21 protein-coding genes and 1 tRNA gene are annotated in these 20129 nt (G+C 59.6%); 10 read left to right on the forward strand and 12 right to left on the reverse strand.

Going from position 1 to position 20129, the window contains the following annotated elements; translation table 11 throughout:
- Nucleotides 1-25 precede the first annotated feature (25 nt).
- Nucleotides 26-211, forward strand: a complete 186-nt coding sequence (locus HXX25_RS07090; RefSeq protein ID WP_187165247.1) for a hypothetical protein — start codon at nucleotides 26-28, stop codon at nucleotides 209-211.
- Here the strand turns inward: HXX25_RS07090 and HXX25_RS07095 are convergent.
- From HXX25_RS07095 to HXX25_RS07110, 4 genes are all read right to left on the reverse strand, one after another.
- The gene (locus HXX25_RS07095) at nucleotides 198-1190 is read right to left on the reverse strand and encodes a hypothetical protein (protein ID WP_187165248.1); all 993 of its coding nucleotides are present in this window, start codon (nucleotides 1188-1190) and stop codon (nucleotides 198-200) included. The genes HXX25_RS07090 and HXX25_RS07095 overlap by 14 nt on opposite strands.
- An 81-nt stretch (nucleotides 1191-1271) precedes the next feature.
- Nucleotides 1272-2024, reverse strand: a complete 753-nt coding sequence (locus HXX25_RS07100; protein ID WP_187165249.1) for a DUF3667 domain-containing protein — start codon at nucleotides 2022-2024, stop codon at nucleotides 1272-1274.
- Entirely contained in the window at nucleotides 2021-3013 is a 993-nt protein-coding gene (locus HXX25_RS07105) for an NADP-dependent oxidoreductase (protein ID WP_187165250.1), read from the reverse strand. Before HXX25_RS07105 ends, HXX25_RS07100 begins: the two co-directional genes overlap by 4 nt.
- Nucleotides 3010-3846, reverse strand: coding sequence for a hypothetical protein (locus HXX25_RS07110; RefSeq protein WP_187165251.1), 837 nt, complete (start codon nucleotides 3844-3846; stop codon nucleotides 3010-3012). The genes HXX25_RS07105 and HXX25_RS07110 overlap by 4 nt, the downstream gene beginning before the upstream one ends.
- A gap of 140 nt (nucleotides 3847-3986) precedes the next feature.
- Between HXX25_RS07110 and HXX25_RS07115 the strand changes: the two genes are divergently transcribed.
- The 5 genes from HXX25_RS07115 to gltX all read left to right on the forward strand — a co-directional run bounded on the left by HXX25_RS07115 (nucleotide 3987) and on the right by gltX (nucleotide 9212).
- Nucleotides 3987-4910, forward strand: coding sequence for a Gfo/Idh/MocA family protein (locus tag HXX25_RS07115; protein ID WP_187165252.1), 924 nt, complete (start codon nucleotides 3987-3989; stop codon nucleotides 4908-4910).
- 43 nt (nucleotides 4911-4953) lie between these two features.
- Nucleotides 4954-6600 carry an NAD+ synthase gene (locus HXX25_RS07120; protein WP_187165253.1) on the forward strand — a complete coding sequence of 549 codons (1647 nt, stop codon included), beginning with the start codon at nucleotides 4954-4956 and terminating at the stop codon, nucleotides 6598-6600.
- Entirely contained in the window at nucleotides 6600-7136 is a 537-nt protein-coding gene (locus HXX25_RS07125; protein WP_187165254.1) for a macro domain-containing protein, read from the forward strand. The genes HXX25_RS07120 and HXX25_RS07125 overlap by 1 nt, the downstream gene beginning before the upstream one ends.
- Nucleotides 7137-7236: 100 nt before the next feature.
- Nucleotides 7237-7632: a hypothetical protein gene (locus HXX25_RS07130; RefSeq protein WP_187165255.1), complete on the forward strand. Its 396-nt coding sequence runs from the start codon at nucleotides 7237-7239 to the stop codon at nucleotides 7630-7632.
- A gap of 248 nt (nucleotides 7633-7880) precedes the next feature.
- The gene (gltX, locus tag HXX25_RS07135; protein ID WP_187165256.1) at nucleotides 7881-9212 is read left to right on the forward strand and encodes a glutamate--tRNA ligase; all 1332 of its coding nucleotides are present in this window, start codon (nucleotides 7881-7883) and stop codon (nucleotides 9210-9212) included.
- Here gltX and HXX25_RS07140 read toward each other — a convergent pair.
- Nucleotides 9209-9763, reverse strand: a complete 555-nt coding sequence (locus HXX25_RS07140) for a TIGR00730 family Rossman fold protein (RefSeq protein WP_187165257.1) — start codon at nucleotides 9761-9763, stop codon at nucleotides 9209-9211. The two genes, gltX and HXX25_RS07140, sit on opposite strands and share 4 nt — an antisense overlap.
- A 100-nt stretch (nucleotides 9764-9863) precedes the next feature.
- Here HXX25_RS07140 and HXX25_RS07145 point away from each other — a divergent pair, with 100 nt between their 5' ends.
- Nucleotides 9864-10850, forward strand: coding sequence for a LysM peptidoglycan-binding domain-containing protein (locus HXX25_RS07145; protein ID WP_187165258.1), 987 nt, complete (start codon nucleotides 9864-9866; stop codon nucleotides 10848-10850).
- Here the strand turns inward: HXX25_RS07145 and HXX25_RS07150 are convergent.
- The 6 genes from HXX25_RS07150 to glmU are packed head-to-tail and all read right to left on the reverse strand — an operon-like array spanning nucleotide 10847 to nucleotide 17584.
- A complete protein-coding gene (locus HXX25_RS07150) occupies nucleotides 10847-12211 on the reverse strand; it encodes a class II 3-deoxy-7-phosphoheptulonate synthase (RefSeq protein ID WP_187165259.1) in 1365 nt (454 codons plus the stop codon). The genes HXX25_RS07145 and HXX25_RS07150 overlap by 4 nt on opposite strands.
- Nucleotides 12208-13584: a glutathione-disulfide reductase gene (gene gor, locus HXX25_RS07155; RefSeq protein ID WP_187165260.1), complete on the reverse strand. Its 1377-nt coding sequence runs from the start codon at nucleotides 13582-13584 to the stop codon at nucleotides 12208-12210. Before gor ends, HXX25_RS07150 begins: the two co-directional genes overlap by 4 nt.
- A gap of 12 nt (nucleotides 13585-13596) precedes the next feature.
- Complete coding sequence (locus HXX25_RS07160; protein ID WP_187165261.1) at nucleotides 13597-14070, reverse strand: DUF2059 domain-containing protein; 474 nt, start codon at nucleotides 14068-14070, stop codon at nucleotides 13597-13599.
- Nucleotides 14071-14772: a ribose-5-phosphate isomerase RpiA gene (gene rpiA / locus HXX25_RS07165; RefSeq protein WP_187165262.1), complete on the reverse strand. Its 702-nt coding sequence runs from the start codon at nucleotides 14770-14772 to the stop codon at nucleotides 14071-14073.
- On the reverse strand, nucleotides 14769-16238 hold the full coding sequence (locus HXX25_RS07170) for an NAD-dependent succinate-semialdehyde dehydrogenase (RefSeq protein WP_187165263.1): 1470 nt from the start codon (nucleotides 16236-16238) through the stop codon (nucleotides 14769-14771). Before HXX25_RS07170 ends, rpiA begins: the two co-directional genes overlap by 4 nt.
- Nucleotides 16239-16240: 2 nt before the next feature.
- Nucleotides 16241-17584, reverse strand: coding sequence for a bifunctional UDP-N-acetylglucosamine diphosphorylase/glucosamine-1-phosphate N-acetyltransferase GlmU (gene glmU, locus HXX25_RS07175; RefSeq protein WP_187165264.1), 1344 nt, complete (start codon nucleotides 17582-17584; stop codon nucleotides 16241-16243).
- Nucleotides 17585-17694: 110 nt separating this feature from the next.
- Here glmU and HXX25_RS07180 point away from each other — a divergent pair, with 110 nt between their 5' ends.
- Nucleotides 17695-18375, forward strand: a complete 681-nt coding sequence (locus HXX25_RS07180; RefSeq protein WP_187165265.1) for an HAD-IA family hydrolase — start codon at nucleotides 17695-17697, stop codon at nucleotides 18373-18375.
- Here the strand turns inward: HXX25_RS07180 and HXX25_RS07185 are convergent, their stop codons facing one another.
- Nucleotides 18376-18630: a phosphoglycolate phosphatase gene (locus tag HXX25_RS07185; protein WP_187165266.1), complete on the reverse strand. Its 255-nt coding sequence runs from the start codon at nucleotides 18628-18630 to the stop codon at nucleotides 18376-18378. It abuts the gene before it with no gap.
- 252 nt (nucleotides 18631-18882) lie between these two features.
- Between HXX25_RS07185 and HXX25_RS07190 the strand changes: the two genes are divergently transcribed.
- Together HXX25_RS07190 and HXX25_RS07195 are read left to right on the forward strand one after the other, a co-directional pair.
- Nucleotides 18883-18957: transfer RNA gene (locus HXX25_RS07190), tRNA-Val, on the forward strand.
- A gap of 145 nt (nucleotides 18958-19102) precedes the next feature.
- Nucleotides 19103-20122 (forward strand): extracellular solute-binding protein, encoded by a 1020-nt coding sequence (locus tag HXX25_RS07195; RefSeq protein WP_187165267.1) that lies wholly within the window; start codon nucleotides 19103-19105, stop codon nucleotides 20120-20122.
- Nucleotides 20123-20129 lie beyond the last annotated feature (7 nt).

Here is a 20129-nt window from a genome sequence, read left to right on the forward strand (position 1 = left end):
CATTATGAGCCGCAATGAGCCACCCATGAATACTGCCAACGCCCTGCGGATGATTCGCCTGATTCCCGCCCCGATTCTCGCGGCGGTAGCCGGATTCGCCCTGCTGAAAGCCCTCGGCCTCGATGGTCCCTGGCCCGAACTCGCCGGCGCCATCGCCGGCGGCTATGTGCTGGGTGTGATTGCCCGGCGCGCCAAAATCAATTCCCGGTAAGCGACACGCCGTAGGCTTCCGCCAACGGCCTCAGATCATCTGGCCTATACAGCGAGAAGAGATCGCGTATCGCCGCGGCCGGGTCCGCCGCGTTTTGATGATAATACTCGCAAATCTGAAATCCCATCCAGTAGCCGATCTGCGGCGGCCACTCGGCGTGATCCGGATGACTTCCGGCAAACCACCCGGGCACGGAAAACGGCGGCGCATCCATCACGGCTTCGAATTCCGACCACAGCGCCAACTCATTGGCCTCTCCATAAATATGCCGGTCTCCCAGACGCCAGCCGGACGCCAGATACGTCAGATATTCCGCGCAGCCTTCGCGCACGGCGACCGCCAGCATGCTGCCGCCCTCTGGGTTATAGATAGAGCGATAGGCCTCAAGTCCGCCTTGCGAGGCAAGCTGCAACACATGCGCATTTTCATGAACGACAACCTGGGGCAGGTCGCGGGCATTGGCCCGGCCACCGGTTCCGTCTGGAAATTCTGTCATGTCAGTGTCAGCTGTCAGCGCGATCATATCCACCGCTACGGCAATATTGATCCGCGGTCTGGCCTCACCTGGTGTCAGAACCGGTGTCCCACCGGCCCGTTGATCGGCCACCAGGAAATAGGTCGGCACGACCTCGCCCGCCGGGGCCATCGCTTGAAGGCGGCTCAGCGCTAAAACGATCTCGTCTTCGCGCATGGAGATATAGGCTTCCAGCGCCGGAAGGCCGCTATAATAGTTCGGGCGCTCGGCATAAGCATCAGCGATGGACGCCGTGCTGGTGTCATAGCGCTCGGCATACGCCTGAAATGCCGGGCTGGCCTGCGCGACATATGACTCCATTGCCGTCAACGGGGATTCACCAGCCTCGATAGCTTGCAACGCCGCATTGAATTCCTGCAAGTCACCGAAGTGGAGTTCGGGGTCTGCATAAGCCGATGCGCCCCACACCAGACTGAGGCAAAAAGCGGTTTTGATCATTTTCATTGTGAGCTCTCGTTTTCAATCAACCGAAAAAGAGATGCCCAGAAGACCGCGTTCGGATGCAAGCAGTCGATTGTAGGCCGCCTATCCCGCGCCGCCATTATTGATCATGTAATAGGCATACCCCATGCCCAACAGCCCCATGACAATGCCGCCAATGAAAACATAGATCATGGTGACGGCGGCGAAGATACCTCCCTTCAAAACTGTACCGGTCATCGTCATGGCCATGACCCCGCGCGCGCCCCTCACGAAGAAAAGCCAGTACGATAAAAAGATAATCAGCGGCACCCAGCTATACAATGCCATACTCGACGACAGCGCCGTAATAATCATGACTAAAAGCCCGACAATCGTGCCACCTGTCAAAATCGCGAACGTCAAATTCACCCTCGCGACCCAGCTCAGCGACCTGTTGAAAGCCCCTACCAGAAAAGCCGAAAGAGCAGTGAAGCCGCCAACGACAATGGCATGCAGAAATGTGGCGGCATTGCCGTAATGCTCAGCAATGTCCTCGATCGAGGCATTGAACAGCCCCTCCATTCGCGGAATGGTTTCGGGCTGGGTCTGCCACTGACTGACCAGAAGCCCCGCATAGCCGCCCCACAGGAAGGATATGAGGACCTGCAAGGCAATCAGACCTACGAACAACCGAACGGCGGGCGTATAGGTCACCCGGTCATTCACAGCATAAGACGCAAAAACAACATTCGGCCGGATGACGATGTCCTTCAGCGTTTTCAGTGCGCGAAAATTGACGCCGAACGCGTCTTCCAGCGTGTTATCGATTTCCTCGCGCTGGCGGGAAGGCGGCGTATCATCCGGATCCCGGCTCATACCTTCACCAGCATCTTTCCGGTATTGGCGCCCGTGAACAAGCCGAGGAAGGCGTCGGGCATGTTCTCGATTCCCTCGACAATCGTATTGCGCGGCTTGACCTTGCCTTCGGCCATCCACTTGCCGAGATCGCCAATGAAGGCGGGCAGGAGGTCGAAATGGTCCGAGACGATGAAGCCCTGGATCCGCAATGACTTGCCGACGATATAGGTCAGATTGTCGGTGATTTTCGCACCCGGATCATTATAGCGCTGGATCATGCCACAGGCAGCAATCCGGCCTTTCGGCTTCAGAACTTCCAGCGCCGCGGTCCAGTGGGTGCCGCCGACATTTTCAAAATAGGCATTCACGCCGCCGCCATTCGCTTCGGCCACAGCCTTGTCGAGCCGGTCCACGGCCTTGTAATCCACCGCCGCATCGGCCCCGATGGACAGGCAATACTCCACCTTGTCCTGTCCGCCGGCTGTGGCGACGACCTTCGCGCCCATCGCCTTGGCAAACTGGATTGCGGCTGATCCCACCGCCCCGGCCCCGGCGGAAACCCAGATGCTCTCGCCCGCCTGCAGATCGATGCAGCGCTTCAGCCCGACATAGGCGGTCATGCCGGTCAGCCCGGCAATGCCCAGATAGTCTTCCGGAGCGATATGCGTGGTATCGATCTTGTTCAGGCCGGTTCCGTCCGAGATATAGGCTTCACGCCAACCATGCATGGAATTGACCCAGTCGCCTTCCTTGAACTTCGGATTATGGCTTTCCACCACCTGACCGACGGCACCGCCATCCATGACGGAATCCAGCGCAAACGGATCGACATAGGTGCGCACACCGCTCATCCGCCCGCGCATATAGGGGTCGACCGACAGGAATTTGTTGGCCACCAATACCTGCCCCTCACCGGGGGCGCCGATATCTGTTTCTGCCATTTTGAAATTGGCGGCGGTCGGCTCGGTCTTGGGATAGGCGGTCAGGTGAATTTCGCGGGATTTCATGAATTCTCACTCTCTATGGCGTGTTCGGCACTGATCCGGAACAGATCGATGACTGACATGTCGTATGTATTCTGCAACACCAATTCGGCAATGCCGTACTGGCCGATCATCATGATGATAAACATGGGAATGACCATGAAGACCAGCCCGGTCACCTGCAGCGTAACAGCGAGCGCACTGCGTCCGTAGAAACGCAACAGCACCCACACCGCCGAAACGAAATACCAGATCAGAGATCCCACAAAGGCCCAGAAGTAGAGCGTAAATTCGGTTTCCTCGCCAATTCCCGGCAAGAGACCGATCAGCGCCACAATGGCCATCAGCAGAAACAGCGCCAGGAATGACGCATTCACCGGTGCCAGATAAGCGAGCACATGACCGAAAAAGCTGCGGCTGGGCCGGTAAGCCTTGAGCAGCAGGACAAACGGCAAGGACGACAGAAAGACCAGGAGCGTGGTGGTCAGCCCGGCGGCATTCTGCAGCGATGTGTTGACCGCCTCATAACTCTGGCCGGATTCGGCCAGCCAGGCATTGATCGTCAGCGCCGCATCGTCGCTGCTGCGCGCCAGTGCATCGAGGCTGAACCCGGCCGGAATATCGAAGAAGGCCATGACCGCAAACTGCAAACCGAACAGCACCAGAAACAGCCGGATGATCGGCACATATTTTTCCCGCTCACCGGCATAGGCCGCTTCCAGAACGCGCGGCGTGTGCAGGAAGGTGTCCCTGATAGTGGTGAAAATACGCGTATCCACGCCGATGGCGGCATCTGCCACATCATCGACATCGGCCCGCGACGGGCGGGCGTCCTTCTCCTCGTTCGGATTGGTCATCCGGTCCCTCCTGCCGCATACCCTATTCCTCATGCCGATTCTCACAAGAGGCGACGCGCGGAAAAGTCCGGCAACAAATATTGAAGCGCCTGACTGCACCGTTTCCTTGCCGGTAAGGTCTTGCCTGCTAGTCAGCGCGCATGAGTATTCACGATACCCAGATGACAGCGGGCGTGATTGGCGCTGGCGTTTTCGGCGGCCACCATGCGCGCAAATATGCCGCCTCAGACCGCGTCCAGCTGATGGGCGTGTTCGACGTCGATGCCGAGCGCGCCGAAATACTGGCCGCCCAGCTGGAAACGCGCGCCTATACCGATCTCGACGCCCTGATCGCCGATTGTGACGCGGTCACCGTCGCCAGCCCGGCCGTGAATCACTATGCCGGCGTGAAAGCGGCGCTGGTGGCGGGCAAGCATGTTCTCGTCGAAAAGCCACTGGCGGATACCGCCGCCCGGGGCGAAGAGCTGATCCGGATCGCCCGCGCGCGAAATCTCGTATTGCAGGTCGGCCATCAGGAACGCTTCGTGTTCAACGCCATGGGCGTGTTTGACATCGACGAAGCGCCCCGCCGCATCGCCGCCCGCCGCATGGGCCTGCGCTCGACGCGCAATCTGGATGTCTCCGTCACGGTCGATCTGATGATCCACGATCTCGATCTGGTAATGGCGCTGGCGCGAGCCCCCCTCACCAGCCTTGAGGCCAATGCCAGTAAAATCTTCACAGGCCTGCCCGATGCCGCCGATGTGCGCATGGTCTTCGAGGACGGTTTCGAGGCCGTTCTGGAATCCAGCCGCGCCGCTGATGCTCTCGATCGCGTCATGCGCCTGGATTATGAAAGCGGCTTTCTGGAAGTCGATTTCGTCGCCAAAACATTCGTCAATGAAACCGGCTTTGATCTGAATGCCGATTTTGCCGACGACCCGAAGGCAAGGGATTCGCTCGGCGCCAACGTCAACGCCTTCATCGAGTCCGTGCTGGATGGCACACCGGTCGCCGTCCCGGCCGAAGCCGGTCTGGCCGCCCTCGCTCTTGCGCGGGATATCGACCGGGCTGCGGCGCTCTGACTTCGCGCTTGAACCTGCGTCCGCGCAGGGCTAGATCGCGCCCATGACAACGCTGCGAATTGCTTCCGCCCAGCTGAACCCGACGGTCGGCGATGTTTCCGGAAATCTGGAAAAGGCGCGGGCCGCCCGCGCCGAGGCCGCCGCGGGCGGCGCAGACCTGATTGTCTTCCCCGAACTCTTCATCCTTGGCTATCCGCCCGAGGATCTGGTGCTGAAGCCGGCCGCTGTCGAGGCCTGCCACGACGCCATCGAGGCTTTCGCAAAAGAGCCCGGCATCGCCGCACTGATCGGCACACCCTGGCGCGAAGACGGCAAGCTCTACAACGCCGTCGTCCTGATTGATGAAGGCAAGGTTCAAGCCGTTCGCTTCAAGCACGACCTGCCCAATTACGCCGTCTTCGATGAAAAGCGCGTCTTTGCGCCCGGCCCCCTGCCCGCGCCGGTCGACTGGCGCGATATCAAGCTGGGTCTACCCATCTGCGAGGATATCTGGCTGGAAAACACCCCACGCGCCCTGGCCGCGGCGGGGGCCGATTTCTTCATCTCCATCAATGGCTCGCCCTGGCGGCGCACCATCGAAACCGAACGCCGCGAGGCCTTCAGGAACTGGTCCGATCTCAACGTGCCTCTGGTCTTCGTCAACCAGGTCGGCGGACAGGACGAGCTGGTCTTTGACGGCGCATCCTTTGCGTGGAATCCGGATGGCGCGGAAATCCAGCGCCTGCCCGCCTTTGAAACCGCCATCGCCTTTTCCGACTGGACCAAGACCGACTCGGGCTGGACCGGCGCCAGCGATCACGCCTCCAGAGTCCTGACCGATCTGGAAGCCGACTGGCAGGCCACCTGTCTGGCGCTTGGCGATTACGTCAACAAGAATGGCTTTCCCGGCGTCGTGCTTGGCATGTCCGGCGGTATTGATAGTGCCATCTCGGCCGCCATTGCCGCCGATGCGCTTGGGGCCGATCGCGTGTGGGCGGTGATGATGCCGTCGAAATACACGTCCGATCACAGCCTTGAAGACGCCAGGGCCTGCGCCGAGGCCCTCGGCGTGCGCTATGACATCATTGATGTCGAGCCCGCCATTGCGGCCATGGGCGGCATTCTCGCCGATGCCTTCAGGGGCACCACGCCCGATGCGTCCGAGGAGAACATCCAGTCGCGCATGCGCGGCGTCGTGCTGATGGCGCTCTCCAACAAGTTTGGTCCGATGGTCCTGTCGACCGGCAACAAGTCGGAAATGGCCGTCGGCTATGCCACCCTCTATGGCGACATGAATGGCGGCTATAACGCGCTGAAAGACATCTATAAATCGGAAGTCTATCAGCTCGCGCGCTGGCGCAATGAACAGAATGCCTCGCCCGGCCTCGCTCCGGCGGGAACCGTGATCCCGGAACGCATCATCACCAAGGCGCCGTCCGCCGAGCTGAAACCCGATCAAACCGATCAGGACAGCCTGCCCGACTATGACGTGCTGGATGAAATCCTTACCGGCCTGATCGAAAACGAGTACGGGCCGAAGGAAATCGCGGCCCAAGGCCATGATCCGGCGCTGATCGCCCGCATCGAGAACATGCTCTACCGCGCCGAATACAAACGCCGGCAAGCGCCGCCGGGCGCCAAGATCGGGCGCAAGAATTTCGGCCGCGACCGCCGCTACCCGATTACGAACAAGTTCCGGTCGGTGAGGTAATGGCTGAGCCGGTCATCGAGGTGCTCAATCAGAGCATCATCGACGTCGACACTGACGTGATCATCAACGCAGCGAACAAGTCTTTGATTGGCGGTGGCGGTGTCGACGGTGTCATTCATCGCGCAGCCGGGCCGGATCTGTTGGCAGAATGCAAAACGCTGGACGGATGCGAAACCGGGCAGGCCAAACTCACAGGCGCGCATGATTTACCGCAGAAAGCTGTTATCCATGTGGTCGGCCCGATCTGGCGGGGCGGCAATTCCGGCGAGGCCGCCATGCTTGCGGATTGTTACCGAAATGCCCTTTTGCTGGCGGATAGCCACGAATTCAAATCGATAGCCTTCCCTGCGATATCGACAGGTGCGTACAGCTACCCTCCTGATCAAGCGGCCCGGATCGCTATCCAGACATCGTTGGAGACGATCGACCAGCTCAAATGCGTCGATCGAATAGTATTTGCATGTATGGGAAAGCACTCGGCAGGCCTCCACCGAAAGGCGCTCGATCACGCCCGTTCGTCGTCAGGACAATCCTAACTTTTCCCGTCGAAAGACGGGCGTATTTCGCGGGTTAGGGGTTTTCGGCCATCTTGTCGCCAAGATGTGAAAGCCAATTGCCAAGCGAAAGGTTCAAAACATGCTTCGACTACTTGGCGTAATTTTCGTTCTCATGAGTGCAACCGCAACGGCGCAGGAAGCCGAAGACTGGCCACCTCCACCGGGGCCGATTTGTGGAGAAATCGAGTCCGGCGTGGAAGCTGATTTCCGTTTCCATGAGTTGCAGCTCACCGCGGAAAACTACCGACAAGACATGGACGCGATGAATAGCCACGTTCGCCGATGGATTTATCAAAATAGTGAAGCCGGTCGCGAAGCCTTTTCGTGGGAAGTTCAGATGGCTTGGCACAATAATATGACTGCCATTCACCTTTATGTCTTGCGGCTTGAGGCAATGAGTGCTGAGGGCGAGGATCAACAATTGGCGATCGATCGGTTCTGTGATGCGCTCTCCAGCGCATTCATTATGGATTAGCAGCACAGTCCATTTGCTATGCCCTGCGGCGAACGCAGGCGGGGATGCTGGCAATTGAGTTTAATTCGTCATCCCGGACAGCCCGAAGGGATAATCCGGAACCCACTCTGGAACGGCAGCATTGCGGAATGGGTCCCGGGTTCGTGCTATCGCGGGCCCCGGAACGACCGCCCCCAACCGCCCCTCACCCTTGCCGCAATCGCGCATCAGCGCTAAGCCGCGCGCTTCTGTTTCAGCAGGTAGAGTCCATGACCACCAAAGTCCGTTTCGCCCCCAGCCCGACCGGCAAATTGCATGTCGGCAATGTCCGTACCGCTCTGACCAACGTGCTGCACGCACGCCAGACCGGCGGTGTCTTTGTGCTGCGGATTGACGATACGGATCTGGAGCGCTCGACCAAGGCGTTTGAAGACGGCATCCGCGCCGACCTGACCTGGCTGGGCCTGACCTGGGACGAGACCTTCAAACAGTCTGACCGCTTTGATCAATATGATGCCGCCGCGCAGAAGCTGAAGGATAAGGGCCTTCTCTACCCGGCGTATGAAACCGGCGAGGAACTGGACCGCAAACGCAAGATCCAGCGCGCGCAAGGCAAGCCGCCCGTCTATGACCGCGCCGCTCTGAACCTGACCGAGGACCAGAAGGCCGCCTATGACGCCGAAGGGCGCAAGCCGCACTGGCGCTTCAAATTGTCGGGCAAGCCGGTCAGCTGGAATGATCTCATTCGCGGCGAAACGACGATTGAAACCTCATCCCTGTCCGATCCGATCCTGATCCGCGAGGATGGCTCCTATCTCTACACCCTGCCCAGCGTCGTCGATGATATCGATGCGGGCATCACCACGATTATTCGCGGTGAAGACCACACCACGAATTCGGGTGCGCAGATCGAGATTTTCCTCGCCCTTGGCGGCAAGGCCCCGGAATTCGGTCACCAGGCCCTGCTGGTCGGTGCCGATGGTGGCAAGCTGTCGAAACGTCTCGGCACGCTGGCCATCGAGGATTTGCGCGAAAGCGAGGGCATCGAGCCGATGGCGATCCTGTCCCTGCTCGCCAAGATCGGCACGTCCGATCCCATCGACGCCTATACGAACATCCAGACCCTGATCGACCAGTTTTCATTCGAGAAGTTTTCTCGCGCACCGGCACGGTTTGATCCGGAAGAATTGAAGCGCATCAATGCCCGCGTCCTGCATCAGCTCTCCTATGCCGAGGTGAAAGACCGCCTTCAGGCCATGGGCGCGGATGGTGGCGAGGCTTTCTGGCATGCCGTCGCGCCCAATCTGGAACGCCTCTCGGACGCGAGGAGCTGGCACACCCTGATCGAGGGACCGGTCACACCTGTTATCGAGGATGCCGATTATATCGCCGCCGCCGCCGCCAATCTGCCAGCGGGTGAACTGACCGGCGAGAGCTGGGGCACATGGACGGGCGTGCTGAAAGAGGCCACCGGACGCAAGGGCAAGGACCTCTTCATGCCGCTGCGTCTCGCCCTGACCGGCGAAAAGCACGGCCCGGACATGTCCGAACTCCTGCCGCTTATCGGCCGGGATCGCGTTCTGGAGCGGCTCTCCGCCTAACTTTCGAGTTTGGCCAGCAGATGATCAATCGCCTCGCCGGCATCGGTGTGGACGCTGACATGGTCGTGAAAGCCATCCGGCGTGAAGCCTTCCTGCTCGGTCCGGTAAAGCAGTTTGAAGAAGGGCTCCCAGAAGGCCTCGACATCTAGAAAGGCCACCGGCTTGTCATGCTGGGACAGACGCTGGCGTGACAGAACATCGAAGATTTCTTCCAGTGTTCCCACACCGCCGGGCATGATCAGGAAAGCATCGCTCTCCTCGATCAGCATGTTCTTGCGGATCGACATGGTGGTAACGATCCGGGTCTCGGCGGCCTCATAGAGGCCTTCGGTCGCGATCATGAATTCGGGAATCACGCCCAGCACCTTGCCGCCGGAGTCCAGCGCCGAATGGGCGGCTTGCCCCATCAGACCGACATCTCCCCCGCCATAGACCAGGCGGCAACTGCGATCGGCGATGGCTTTACCCGCAGAACGCGCCGCCGTGACATAGGCAGGGCTGCGCCCGGTAGCTGAACCGCAAAAAACACCAATCGACCGTAGTTTCGCCATTTCTATGTGCCCTTGTGACTGTGAAAGAGATCATAAGCCGCGATTGTACATGTTGCGACAGTCGATGGCCGTGGTAGACCAGTAAAAAAAGGAGTTCGGCATGACCGCCATGCGGTCCCTCATTCTTGCCGCCATTCTTGGCGCTCTCGCAATCGGCGCAGCCGCCGTTTTCGTGCTCACGCGCGCGCCTGCCCCTGTGGAGGTCGCGGATACATCCGCGCCAGCCCAATCAGCGGTCAGTGACGACATGTTGCCGACAACGCCTGCGCCGACCTTCGACATCGTTCGTATCGATCCGGCTGGCACCGCCGTCATTGCGGGCCGCGGCGTGCCGGAATGGACACTGGAAATTCTCGCCGATGGCGACGCCATTGCCGAAGCCGATATTGATGATCGCGGGGAGTGGGTGATTATTATCAACCAGCCATTGCCCGCCGGCTCGATCGAGCTGTCACTGGCCATGCAATCCCCGACCGGCGAAATCATTACCTCAGAACAAACCGTTCTGGTGTCGATCCCGGAATCCCGGGACGAAATTCCGCTGGTGATCATCACGCGCCCCGGCGAGGCCAGCGAAGTCCGCCAGGGCCCCATGTCTGGCGTTTCGACCGGACCGCTTTCTCTTGAAACCGTCGACTATGATGATGAAGGCGCTGTGATTTTCGCGGGCCGCGCGACGCCGGGCAATCGCGTCCGCGTCTTTGCCAATGGCGCCATTGTCGGCGAAACCAGCGCCAATCCGGATGGCCGCTGGTCCATGCGCGCAGCGGAAACCCTCGCCCCCGGCGTCTATGATCTGCAGATTGATATGCTGTCGGTGGATGGTCAGGTTGTAGCCGTCATCGCCCTGCCCTTCGAGCGCGTCGCTCCGGAAGATATCCAGCTTGGCGAAGGCCGTGTCATCGTCCAGCCCGGAAACAGCCTGTGGCGGATAGCCCGCCGGGTCTATGGCGAGGGCTTGCGCTACACCGTGATCTATCGCGCCAATCAGGACCAGATCCGCGACCCGGACCTCATCTATCCGGGCCAGGTTTTCTCGACACCCAGTCAGGGTGACATTCCGCAGGATGAAAACGACGACGGCTAGGCAGCGCGGGAGCTTCCCGTGCGGGCCGCCGTCAGTGCTTCAGCGATCCGGAACGCCATGTCCAGCGCCTGATCCGCATTCAGCCGCGGATCGCAATGAGTGTGATAACGCGACGACAGATCCGCTTCGGTCAGCGCTTTGGCACCGCCAACGCATTCGGTCACATCCCGGCCCGTCATTTCAAAGTGCACACCACCCGGATAGGCGCCCTCGCCGGATACGGCCTGCATGAAGCCTTCCAGCTCATTCAGCACGCGGTCGAAATCGCGGGTCTTATAACCACTATCCGTCTTCACCGTATTGCCGTGCATCGGGTCGCACGACCATACAACCGACCGGCCTTCACGCTCGACAGCCCGCACCAGATGCGGCAGGCGATCCCGCACACGATCAGCCCCCATGCGGCTGATCAGCACGATCCGGCCCGCCTCATTGTCGGGGTTCAGCTTGTCCAGCACCGGGAAGAGATCATCCGGCTCCATGGTCGGGCCGCACTTCATTCCGATCGGATTCATGACACCGCGCGCAAATTCAACGTGAGCGCCATCCGGATGCCGTGTCCGCTCGCCAATCCACAGCATGTGGGCGGAGGTTGCCAGCCAGGCGTCACCCGTGGAATCCCGCCGCGTCAGCGCTTCCTCGAACGGCAGGTGCAGGGCTTCGTGACTGGTGTAGAAATCAACGCTCTCCAGACTGCGCGCGGCATCCCCCGTCACGCCGCAAGCGCGCATGAAGGCCAGGGCTTCCGAAATCCGCCCGGCCAGCTCGGTATAACGGTCACTCGCGGGCGAATCCTTTACAAACTCCAGCGTCCACTGATGGACATTGCCGAGATCGGCAAAACCGCCGGACGCAAACGCCCGCAACAGGTTGATCGTGGCCGCTGATTGCTCGTACGAGCGGATCAGACGCTGCGGATCCGGACGGCGCGCCTCTGGATCAAACGCCATGTCGTTCACGCTGTCGCCGCGATAGCTGGGCAATTCCACCCCGTTCTGCATTTCGAACGGATTGGAGCGGGGCTTGGTAAACTGACCGGCAATCCGGCCCACTTTCACGACCGGCTTGGCGGCCGCAAACGTCAGGATGACCGCCATCTGCAGAATGACACGGAATGTATCTCGCACATGATCAGCCGAAAACTCCTTGAAACTCTCGGCGCAATCTCCGCCCTGCAGCAGGAAGGCTTTGCCCGCCGCGACATCCGCCAATTGCCGTCGCAACCGCCGCGCTTCGCCGGCAAAGACAAGCGGTGGCTTCGCCGCCAGCTCACCCTCGACGCGCTGCAGGTCAGCGGTATCGGGATAATCCGGCAGCTGTGCGGCCGTCATTTCTCTCCAGGAGGCAGGTGTCCAGCTCATGCGATTTCCGGCGGTGTCCATTTTTCCTTGAGCGTCACCAATTCCTCGGCAACGGTCGGGTGTACGGCGCAGGTGGCATCAAACTGCGCCTTGGTCAAACCGGCTTTCACGGCAATGCCGACAGCCTGAATGATTTCCGGGCTGTCATCGCCGGCCATGTGCACTCCGACGACACGTTGATCATCCTGCTTGACCACCAGCTTGACCAGAATCCGGCTTTCGGATCCCGACAGCGCATTTTTCATCGGCTTGAAGGTCGCCTTGTAGATATCGACCTCACCATAGGCTTTGCGTGCCTCATGCTCGGTCAATCCGACGACGCCAACCGGCGGCTGCGTGAAGACAGCGCTGGCCACATCGGCATGATCGAAGGCGGTCGGCTCGTCGCCGAACACGGTCGCCGCAAAGGCCGCGCCTTCGCGGATGGCCACGGGCGTCAGATTGATCCGGTTGGTCACGTCACCCACCGCATAGATATTGTCGACATTGGTCTTGGAAAAACGATCCACAATTATGGCCCCGTTTCCGGATGTCTCGACGCCGGCTTTCGCCAGCCCCAGGCCTTTGGTATAGGCATCCCGCCCCACCGCCTGAATGACGACGTCCGCTTCCAGCTCTTCGCCGGTATCGGTGAAGACCCGGCGCTGATCATTCGGTGCCTCTTCGATGCGGACGATGTTGGCATGGGTCATGACGCGGACACCGGAGCGTTTCAATTCGCCATGGATATGAGCGCGAATGTCATCATCGAAGCCGCGCAATACGGTATCGCCGCGATATATCTGGCAAACATCGGATCCAAGACCGGCAAAAACCTGCGCGAACTCGCACGCAATATAGCCGCCCCCCGCGATCACGACCTTCTGCGGCCGTGACTTCAGCAGGAAGACCTCATTCGACGATATGGCCAATTCAGCGCCTTCGATGTCCAGGCTGGCCGGCGAGCCGCCAACGGCCACCAGAATGTATTTCGCCGTTATGGTTTTACCGGCATTGACCAGACGGACCGTGTGTCTGTCTTCCAGCTCAGCGCGATCCTGAAAAATCTCGACACCGGAATTGGACAGGTTTTTCCAGTAGATGCCGGACAGACGGTCAACCTCATCATGAAGATTGGCGCACAGCTTCGACCAGTCATGACTGACATCGCCAACGTTCCAGCCATAACCCGCAGCCTCCTTGATGGCCTTGCCATAGGCTGCGGCATAGACGAGGAATTTCTTCGGCACGCAGCCACGAATAACGCACGTACCACCGACGCGATATTCCTCTGCGATGGCGACTCGGGCACCGCGCATGGCTGCCATACGCGCCGCCCGGACGCCGCCGGACCCCGAGCCAATTACGAAAAGATCGTAGTCAAAATCTGTCAAAAGCCTGATCCGTTATCGGTTGGCGAGCATTTCCTGGATGCGCGGGAGGGCATTACTCATAGCCTCTGCGCCATACGCCTCGCCCAGAGTATTGGCGTCGCGATTGATCAGCGGCGTGACCTCGGTCAGCCGCCCGTCCAGCGTGGTTTCCGGATTATCAAGCATCTCGCGAAGCTCGCTGGCAGTCAGGTGCTGCGCAATCAGCGCCGCATAATCGTCCGCGAAGCGCGGCATCAAAGCGCGCATTTCGTCCATAAAGAATCCCATGATTTGCTGACCTTCCTCTTCGGTCAGGTCGGGGATATTCGTCCGGAAGGCCTCAATAATCATGGGTGACGACGTTTCAATTCCCGTCATCACCGCTTCTGTGCCGCCAAATTCAGCCACAAATGTTTCGGCAAGTTCCAGATGGCTGTCCTGCGCCAATGCCGGCGGGCCCGCAAAACCCACCACCAGGGCGATTATCAAATAAACTATCGACTTCATCTAAAGCTCCATAATCCGTGCGCCACGATCTTCACCGACGATGACGACACGCGCCAGACCGATGAACAGACCGTGTTCCACAACGCCGGGAATGTGAACAAGCCGGTCGGCTAAACCCGGTGCATCCGGGATGGCCTTGCAGGCGCAATCGAGGATGTAGTGCCCGCCATCCGTGATGAAAGGCTCAAGCCCATCGCCACGGCGCCGCAGATTCACCTCGCCACGCGCAATTCCGGTGGCACGCAGCCCATCAAAAATCTTCTTCGCCGTAATCGTAAAGGCAAACGGGTCCACTTCGACCGGCAACGGAAATTCGCCCAATTGCTCCTTCAACTTGGTCTCGTCGATGATGACGACCATCAAATCCGAAGCGTGAGCGATAATCTTCTCGCGCAGAAGGCAACCGCCGCCGCCCTTGATCAACTGAAACCGGCCATCGACTTCATCAGCCCCGTCAACGGTGACATGGATCCGGTCGACATGGTCGATGGGTTTCAGTGCGATCCCGACCTCGGTTGCGAGCTGCGCAGTTTGCTCCGACGTTGGCACACCAATAATGCTCAACCCGCCCCGAACGCGTTCGCCCAGCAGCTGGACAAATACTTCGGCGGTCGATCCGGAACCGAGTCCGACCGTCATGCCATCACTGACATATTCAAGTGCGGCACCGGCGGCATTGATTTTCTGCTGCGACGCGCTCACGAGTTTACGCCGGCCAGAAGGACGTATTTCAGCTCGGTGAATTCCTCGACACCCCACTTGCCGCCTTCACGGCCGATGCCGGATTCCTTCATGCCGCCAAACGGCGTTGAGGCCGAGCCAACCATCGGCGCATTCACGCCGACCATGCCGTAATCGAGCCCTTCTGACATGCGGTGTACCCGACCAATATCCCGTGTGTAGAGATAGGCGGCCAGCCCGTAGGGCGTATCATTGGCAAGGTCGATGATCTCTTTCTCGTCCTTGGCGCGGTAAACCGAAGCGACAGGACCGAAAATCTCGCTCCGGGCAATCGCCTGATCGAAATCACCGCCTTCCAGAAGGGTCGGCGCATAGAACGAACCGCCCAGCTCATCGGCCAGGGGCTGTCCGCCGACACGCACGCGAGCGCCTCCGGCGACAGCATCTTTCACCAACTGGTCAACCCGTGCGACGGCCTCGTCATGGATCAGCGGGCCGATATCACTGCCGGTGTCGAAGCCGTCTCCGGCCTTGATCTTCGCAATTTTCGCCTCGAGCAATTCGAGAAACGGATCAGCCGCACCATTCTGGACGATGATACGGTTTGGCGAAACACACGTCTGTCCGCCCGACCGGAATTTGGCCTGCGCCACACCGGCCGCAGCGGATTCGAGATCCGCATCATCCATGACGATAAAGGGCGCATTCCCGCCCAGTTCCAGCGCAACGCGTTTCACGCCATCCGCAGCCTGACGCATGATCAGCTTGCCGACTTCCGTGGAGCCCGTGAACCCGACCATGCGCACTTCTGGCGAACCGATCATGACGGGGCCGAGGTCTTCGGCATCGCCGCAAATGACGTTGAAGACACCGGCAGGAAACCCGGCACGGTGCGCCAACTCGGCCAGGGCCAGCGCCGTCAGGGGCGTTTCCGGCGCTGGCTTGATCACAATGGAACACCCTGCAGCGAGCGCAGGCGCAGCCTTCCGCGTGATCATCGCCGACGGAAAATTCCAGGGCGTAATGCAGGACACAACACCCACGGGCTGGTGAAGGGTCCAGCCACGCGTGCCGGGAAATGGCACGGTCACGGTCTCCCCGTGGATGCGGACCGCTTCGTGTGCCGACCATTCGATGAAGGCAGATCCATAGGCAACCTCGCCTTTGGCTTCGGCCCAGGGCTTGCCCATTTCGGACGTGATCAGCGTTGCCAGATCGTCGGCATTTTCATTGATGAGGTTATACCATTTGATCAATATCCGGGTGCGCTCGAAGGGTGAGGTTTTGCGCCAGATCTTGAACCCTTCGGAGGCGGCTGCGATCGCCGCTCGGGCACCGTCAGCCCCGACATCCACCACATCAGCCAGCTTGCTACGATTGGCCGGATTGTCGACAGCGAAGGTCTTGGCACCGGAATGCCACTCCCCGCCGAAATAGGACTGGGTCTTGAAAAGGGTCTTGTCCTTCAGCCGATCGGACAGATTCATTTTTAACGCTCCGCTTTTCGCTTCTGCATCGCCGCGCGAAAACGCGACGCCCAGCCATTCTTGTTTACCTGCTTGGCGCGTCCCAACGCCAGGGCATCTTCGGGCACGTCTTCCGTCACCACGCCTCCGGAGCCGGTATAGGCCCCTTTGCCAATGGTGACCGGCGCTACCAGAGACGAATTCGAGCCCACGAATGCGCCGTCGCCGATAACGGTCTGATGCTTGCCGAAACCGTCATAATTGCAGGTGATAGTGCCTGCCCCGATATTCGCCTTCGCACCGACTGTTGCATCCCCGATATAGGAAAGGTGATTGGCTTTTGCACCCGGACCAAAGGTCGATTTCTTGACTTCAACGAAATTTCCGATCCGTGCGCCCGGCCCGATGTCCGCCCCGGGGCGGAGACGCGCATAGGGGCCGATATCCGCACCGGACCGCACGATGCAACCTTCGAGATGGGAGAAAGCGTGAATCGTCGCGCCATCCTCGACCGTCACGCCGGGGCCAAAAACAACATTCGGCTCGATGATAACGTCGCGGCCGATTTGCGTGTCATGCGCGATGAAAACCGTCTCGGGTGCGGTCAGTGTGACGCCTGCGCGCATCACTTCCTCGCGGCGGCGGCGCTGCCAGCTGGCTTCGGCTTCGGCCAGATCCACGCGGGAATTCACACCCAGCACTTCCGCTTCATCGCCTTCAACGGCAATCGCTTTCAGCCCCCGCATGCGGGCAAGCCCGACGACATCCGTCAGGTAATATTCGCCGTTGGCATTGTCGTTTGTGACTTCGCCGAGCAATTCGAACAGAAGTGGTGCAGGCGCGGCCAGAACACCCGAATTGACGAATCCGATCGCGCGTTCTTCCTCGTTGGCGTCCTTGAACTCGACAATCCGGTCGAGAATCCCGTCCTTCACCACCAGACGCCCATAAGCCCCGGCGTCCGCGGGCGTAAAGCCCAGCACCGCGACTGAAGCGCCCGATTCCAGAGCCGCAAAAACCTTCTCGACCGTCGCCGCCGTAATCAGCGGCGTGTCGCCATACAGAACAATGACATTACCGATAAACCCGGCCATGGCCGCTTCGGCGCATTGGACGGCATGTCCGGTTCCCTTAGGTGGATCTTGCAAAGCCGTCAGCGTGTTGTTCGCCTCGCCCAACGCGCCGATTTGCGGGGATTTGTTGCCATAGACCGATACGACACGCTCCGCGCCTGTTTTGCACGCCAGCTCAATCGACCATTCCAGCATCGGACGTCCGCCAACCTGATGCATACATTTTGGCAGATCGGACTTCATGCGAGTGCCGAGGCCAGCGGCGAGAATAATCGCGGCGCGCGGTGCGGTCATATGCGGCTCCTGATCCCTACTGCGTTGCAAATCGGATAACGCGCTATAGACCATTCAAATACAGGAAGCGACCGCCTGTTTGGGGGAGATCGCAGACTTGAGGGTCAGGAATGATGACAGACTGTTTCCAGGGTGCCGGGATTGCCTTCGATCTGGACGGAACGCTGGTTGATACCGCACCGGACCTTGTACGAGCCCTCAATGAAGTTGTGGCTGCCGACGGTCTGGAAAATGTGGCCCTGAACGATGTACGGGCGATGGTCGGCCGGGGCGCCCGCGTCCTGATCGAGAGAGCCTATGCCGCTCAACGGCGGAAGATTGAGTCCGACGCCGTCGATCAACGCGTTGCGGATTTCATCTCGGTCTACAAATCAGGCATCGCCAATCTCAGCCGCCCCTTCGACGCGGCGGTCGAGGTTCTGGAGATTCTGAAGGCGCGAGGGTCACGTCTTTCAATATGTACAAACAAGCCCAGCGAGCTTGCGGATGCTTTGCTCGAAGCGCTTGAACTGACAGACTATTTTGAACGAATTATAGGCCCGGATCGCACGCAGGCCAAAAAACCCGACGCCGCCCATTTCTGGAGCGCGGTCGGCAATGCAGGGCCCAATCTGGCCCTCATCGGCGATTCCATAACAGATGCGGAATGCGGACAGGCAGCCGGTATACCGTGCGTCATTCTGACCCACGGATACAGCGAAATACCGCATCAGGCGCTAGGCGCTGATGCGGTAATCGATGATTTCAGAAGCTTGCCCGATACGCTGGAAAAACTCTGGCAGGACCGGTGATCAGGCCGAGCGCAGTTCCGGCATACGGTCATTGGCCGTCCGACGATCAGGCGTCGAATCATTCGCAGCGCTTTGACGGCGCGGCATGCCATTGACCATGTTCGAGCGAACGTCGGTCCGTGCCGACCGCATGGCCGGCATGAATCCGGCATCCACCAGTTCAATATTCACATCATAGCCCCGGTCAGCCCAGTAGGCTTCGATCCGTTGCTTCAGTCGACGCGCGCCTTCCGGCGTGCAGAGGTCATTACTCATAGCGATACTCCGAACCGGCGGGCCATTCCCGCCTGGGTTACGTGCGCTCCCCTCTTGGAAAACGGAGACTGCGTGAAAAACACTGCCTCTCCGCACCACCTGATAACAGGCTGGGCGGCTCTATGACGATTTCATGTCGCTGCGTCAAGCCGTTCCGGCCAATTATTTATAAAAATTTAGAATTGCCTCTCCAATTGTTTGCGACGCTTGACCAGCAAGGCAAGCTCGGCCTATACGCCGCGGCTCTGGAATGGGCGATTAGCTCAGCGGGAGAGCACTGCCTTCACACGGCAGGGGTCGCTGGTTCAATCCCAGCATCGCCCACCATTCCCGTTCAATCCATTGATTTCATTACCCGCATTAAAGGGCTCACGCAGCTGTATTCCGGAGCGCTGCATTTCGCCGCAGGCGAACTACTTGCGAAACATTCGCAAAAATGTAAGTGACAGGCTCAGAGATTACGGAGCTCATCATGACCCGCCTGATATTATCTGCGATCATCGCTTTTTCGGCTGTTGCCTGCAGCCAGCCCGACGAGACCGAAATCGTGAACGTCTATTCTGCTCGCCACTATGATTCGGATCAGGTGGCCTACGAGCGGTTCACGGAAGAAACCGGCATCGAGGTTCAACTGATCGAGGCCAGCGGCGATCTTCTGATCGAGCGGATCCGGACGGATGGCGACCGCAGTCCCGCTGATGTGGTGATCACCGTGGATGCGTCCCGGCTGCAACGCGCCGAGGACGCCGGACTTTTCGCCCATACCGATTTCTCGTCCATCGCGGCTGGCGTCCCGGATCGCTTTATTGATCCGGACGGATACTGGGTCGGCTTCGCGCTTCGCACCCGCGTCATTGCCTATGCCGAAGATCGCGTGGATCCCTCCGAAATCACCAGCTATCTGGATCTGGCCGATCCGCGCTGGCAGGGTCGCATCTGCATCCGCAGTTCGGACAATGCCTATAACCAGTCACTTCTGGCTTCCATCATCGCCCATCACGGCGAAGAGGTCGCAGAGGCCTGGGCACGCAGCGTCGTTGCCAATTTCGCCCGCCCACCCCAGGGCGGCGACACGGATCAGCTGCAAGCCATTTATGCCGGTGAATGCGATGTCGCCGTGGTCAATCACTATTATTATCTGCGCCTGAAAAATTCCGATAATCCCGACTATCAAAATGTTGCGGACGCGGTCGGTCTGATTTTCCCGGCAGGTGAATACGGTACGCACGTCAATATTTCCGGAGCGGGCATCGCCGCCAATGCCCCCAACCGCGAAAATGCAGAGGCTCTGATCAGCTTCCTGCTCAGCGAACAAGGGCAACGAATTTATGCCGAACTCACAAACGAAATTCCGGCGGTGACCGGATCCGAGTTCGACAACCCGGCCCTGAATGATCTGATGGGATTTCAGGCCGACACCCTGAACATGTCGACCCTTGGCGATAATAGTGAAGCGGCCCGCCGGGTATTTGACCGCGCCGGATGGCCCTGACCCCCCG

The sequence above is a fragment of the Hyphobacterium sp. CCMP332 genome (assembly GCF_014323565.1).
Classification (GTDB): Bacteria; Pseudomonadota; Alphaproteobacteria; order Caulobacterales; family Maricaulaceae; genus Hyphobacterium.

What these genes read in the sequence shown, in the direction of transcription:
- HXX25_RS07090 (WP_187165247.1), top strand. Translation starts at nt 26, where the DNA reads ATGAATACTGCCAACGCCCTGCGGATGATTCGCCTGATTCCCGCCCCG.
- HXX25_RS07095 (WP_187165248.1), bottom strand. Translation starts at nt 1,190, where the DNA reads ATGAAAATGATCAAAACCGCTTTTTGCCTCAGTCTGGTGTGGGGCGCA.
- HXX25_RS07100 (WP_187165249.1), bottom strand. Translation starts at nt 2,024, where the DNA reads ATGAGCCGGGATCCGGATGATACGCCGCCTTCCCGCCAGCGCGAGGAA.
- HXX25_RS07105 (WP_187165250.1), bottom strand. Translation starts at nt 3,013, where the DNA reads ATGAAATCCCGCGAAATTCACCTGACCGCCTATCCCAAGACCGAGCCG.
- HXX25_RS07110 (WP_187165251.1), bottom strand. Translation starts at nt 3,846, where the DNA reads ATGACCAATCCGAACGAGGAGAAGGACGCCCGCCCGTCGCGGGCCGAT.
- HXX25_RS07115 (WP_187165252.1), top strand. Translation starts at nt 3,987, where the DNA reads ATGAGTATTCACGATACCCAGATGACAGCGGGCGTGATTGGCGCTGGC.
- HXX25_RS07120 (WP_187165253.1), top strand. Translation starts at nt 4,954, where the DNA reads ATGACAACGCTGCGAATTGCTTCCGCCCAGCTGAACCCGACGGTCGGC.
- HXX25_RS07125 (WP_187165254.1), top strand. Translation starts at nt 6,600, where the DNA reads ATGGCTGAGCCGGTCATCGAGGTGCTCAATCAGAGCATCATCGACGTC.
- HXX25_RS07130 (WP_187165255.1), top strand. Translation starts at nt 7,237, where the DNA reads ATGCTTCGACTACTTGGCGTAATTTTCGTTCTCATGAGTGCAACCGCA.
- gltX (WP_187165256.1), top strand. Translation starts at nt 7,881, where the DNA reads ATGACCACCAAAGTCCGTTTCGCCCCCAGCCCGACCGGCAAATTGCAT.
- HXX25_RS07140 (WP_187165257.1), bottom strand. Translation starts at nt 9,763, where the DNA reads ATGGCGAAACTACGGTCGATTGGTGTTTTTTGCGGTTCAGCTACCGGG.
- HXX25_RS07145 (WP_187165258.1), top strand. Translation starts at nt 9,864, where the DNA reads ATGACCGCCATGCGGTCCCTCATTCTTGCCGCCATTCTTGGCGCTCTC.
- HXX25_RS07150 (WP_187165259.1), bottom strand. Translation starts at nt 12,211, where the DNA reads ATGAGCTGGACACCTGCCTCCTGGAGAGAAATGACGGCCGCACAGCTG.
- HXX25_RS07160 (WP_187165261.1), bottom strand. Translation starts at nt 14,070, where the DNA reads ATGAAGTCGATAGTTTATTTGATAATCGCCCTGGTGGTGGGTTTTGCG.
- HXX25_RS07170 (WP_187165263.1), bottom strand. Translation starts at nt 16,238, where the DNA reads ATGAATCTGTCCGATCGGCTGAAGGACAAGACCCTTTTCAAGACCCAG.
- glmU (WP_187165264.1), bottom strand. Translation starts at nt 17,584, where the DNA reads ATGACCGCACCGCGCGCCGCGATTATTCTCGCCGCTGGCCTCGGCACT.
- HXX25_RS07180 (WP_187165265.1), top strand. Translation starts at nt 17,695, where the DNA reads ATGATGACAGACTGTTTCCAGGGTGCCGGGATTGCCTTCGATCTGGAC.
- HXX25_RS07185 (WP_187165266.1), bottom strand. Translation starts at nt 18,630, where the DNA reads ATGAGTAATGACCTCTGCACGCCGGAAGGCGCGCGTCGACTGAAGCAA.
- HXX25_RS07195 (WP_187165267.1), top strand. Translation starts at nt 19,103, where the DNA reads ATGACCCGCCTGATATTATCTGCGATCATCGCTTTTTCGGCTGTTGCC.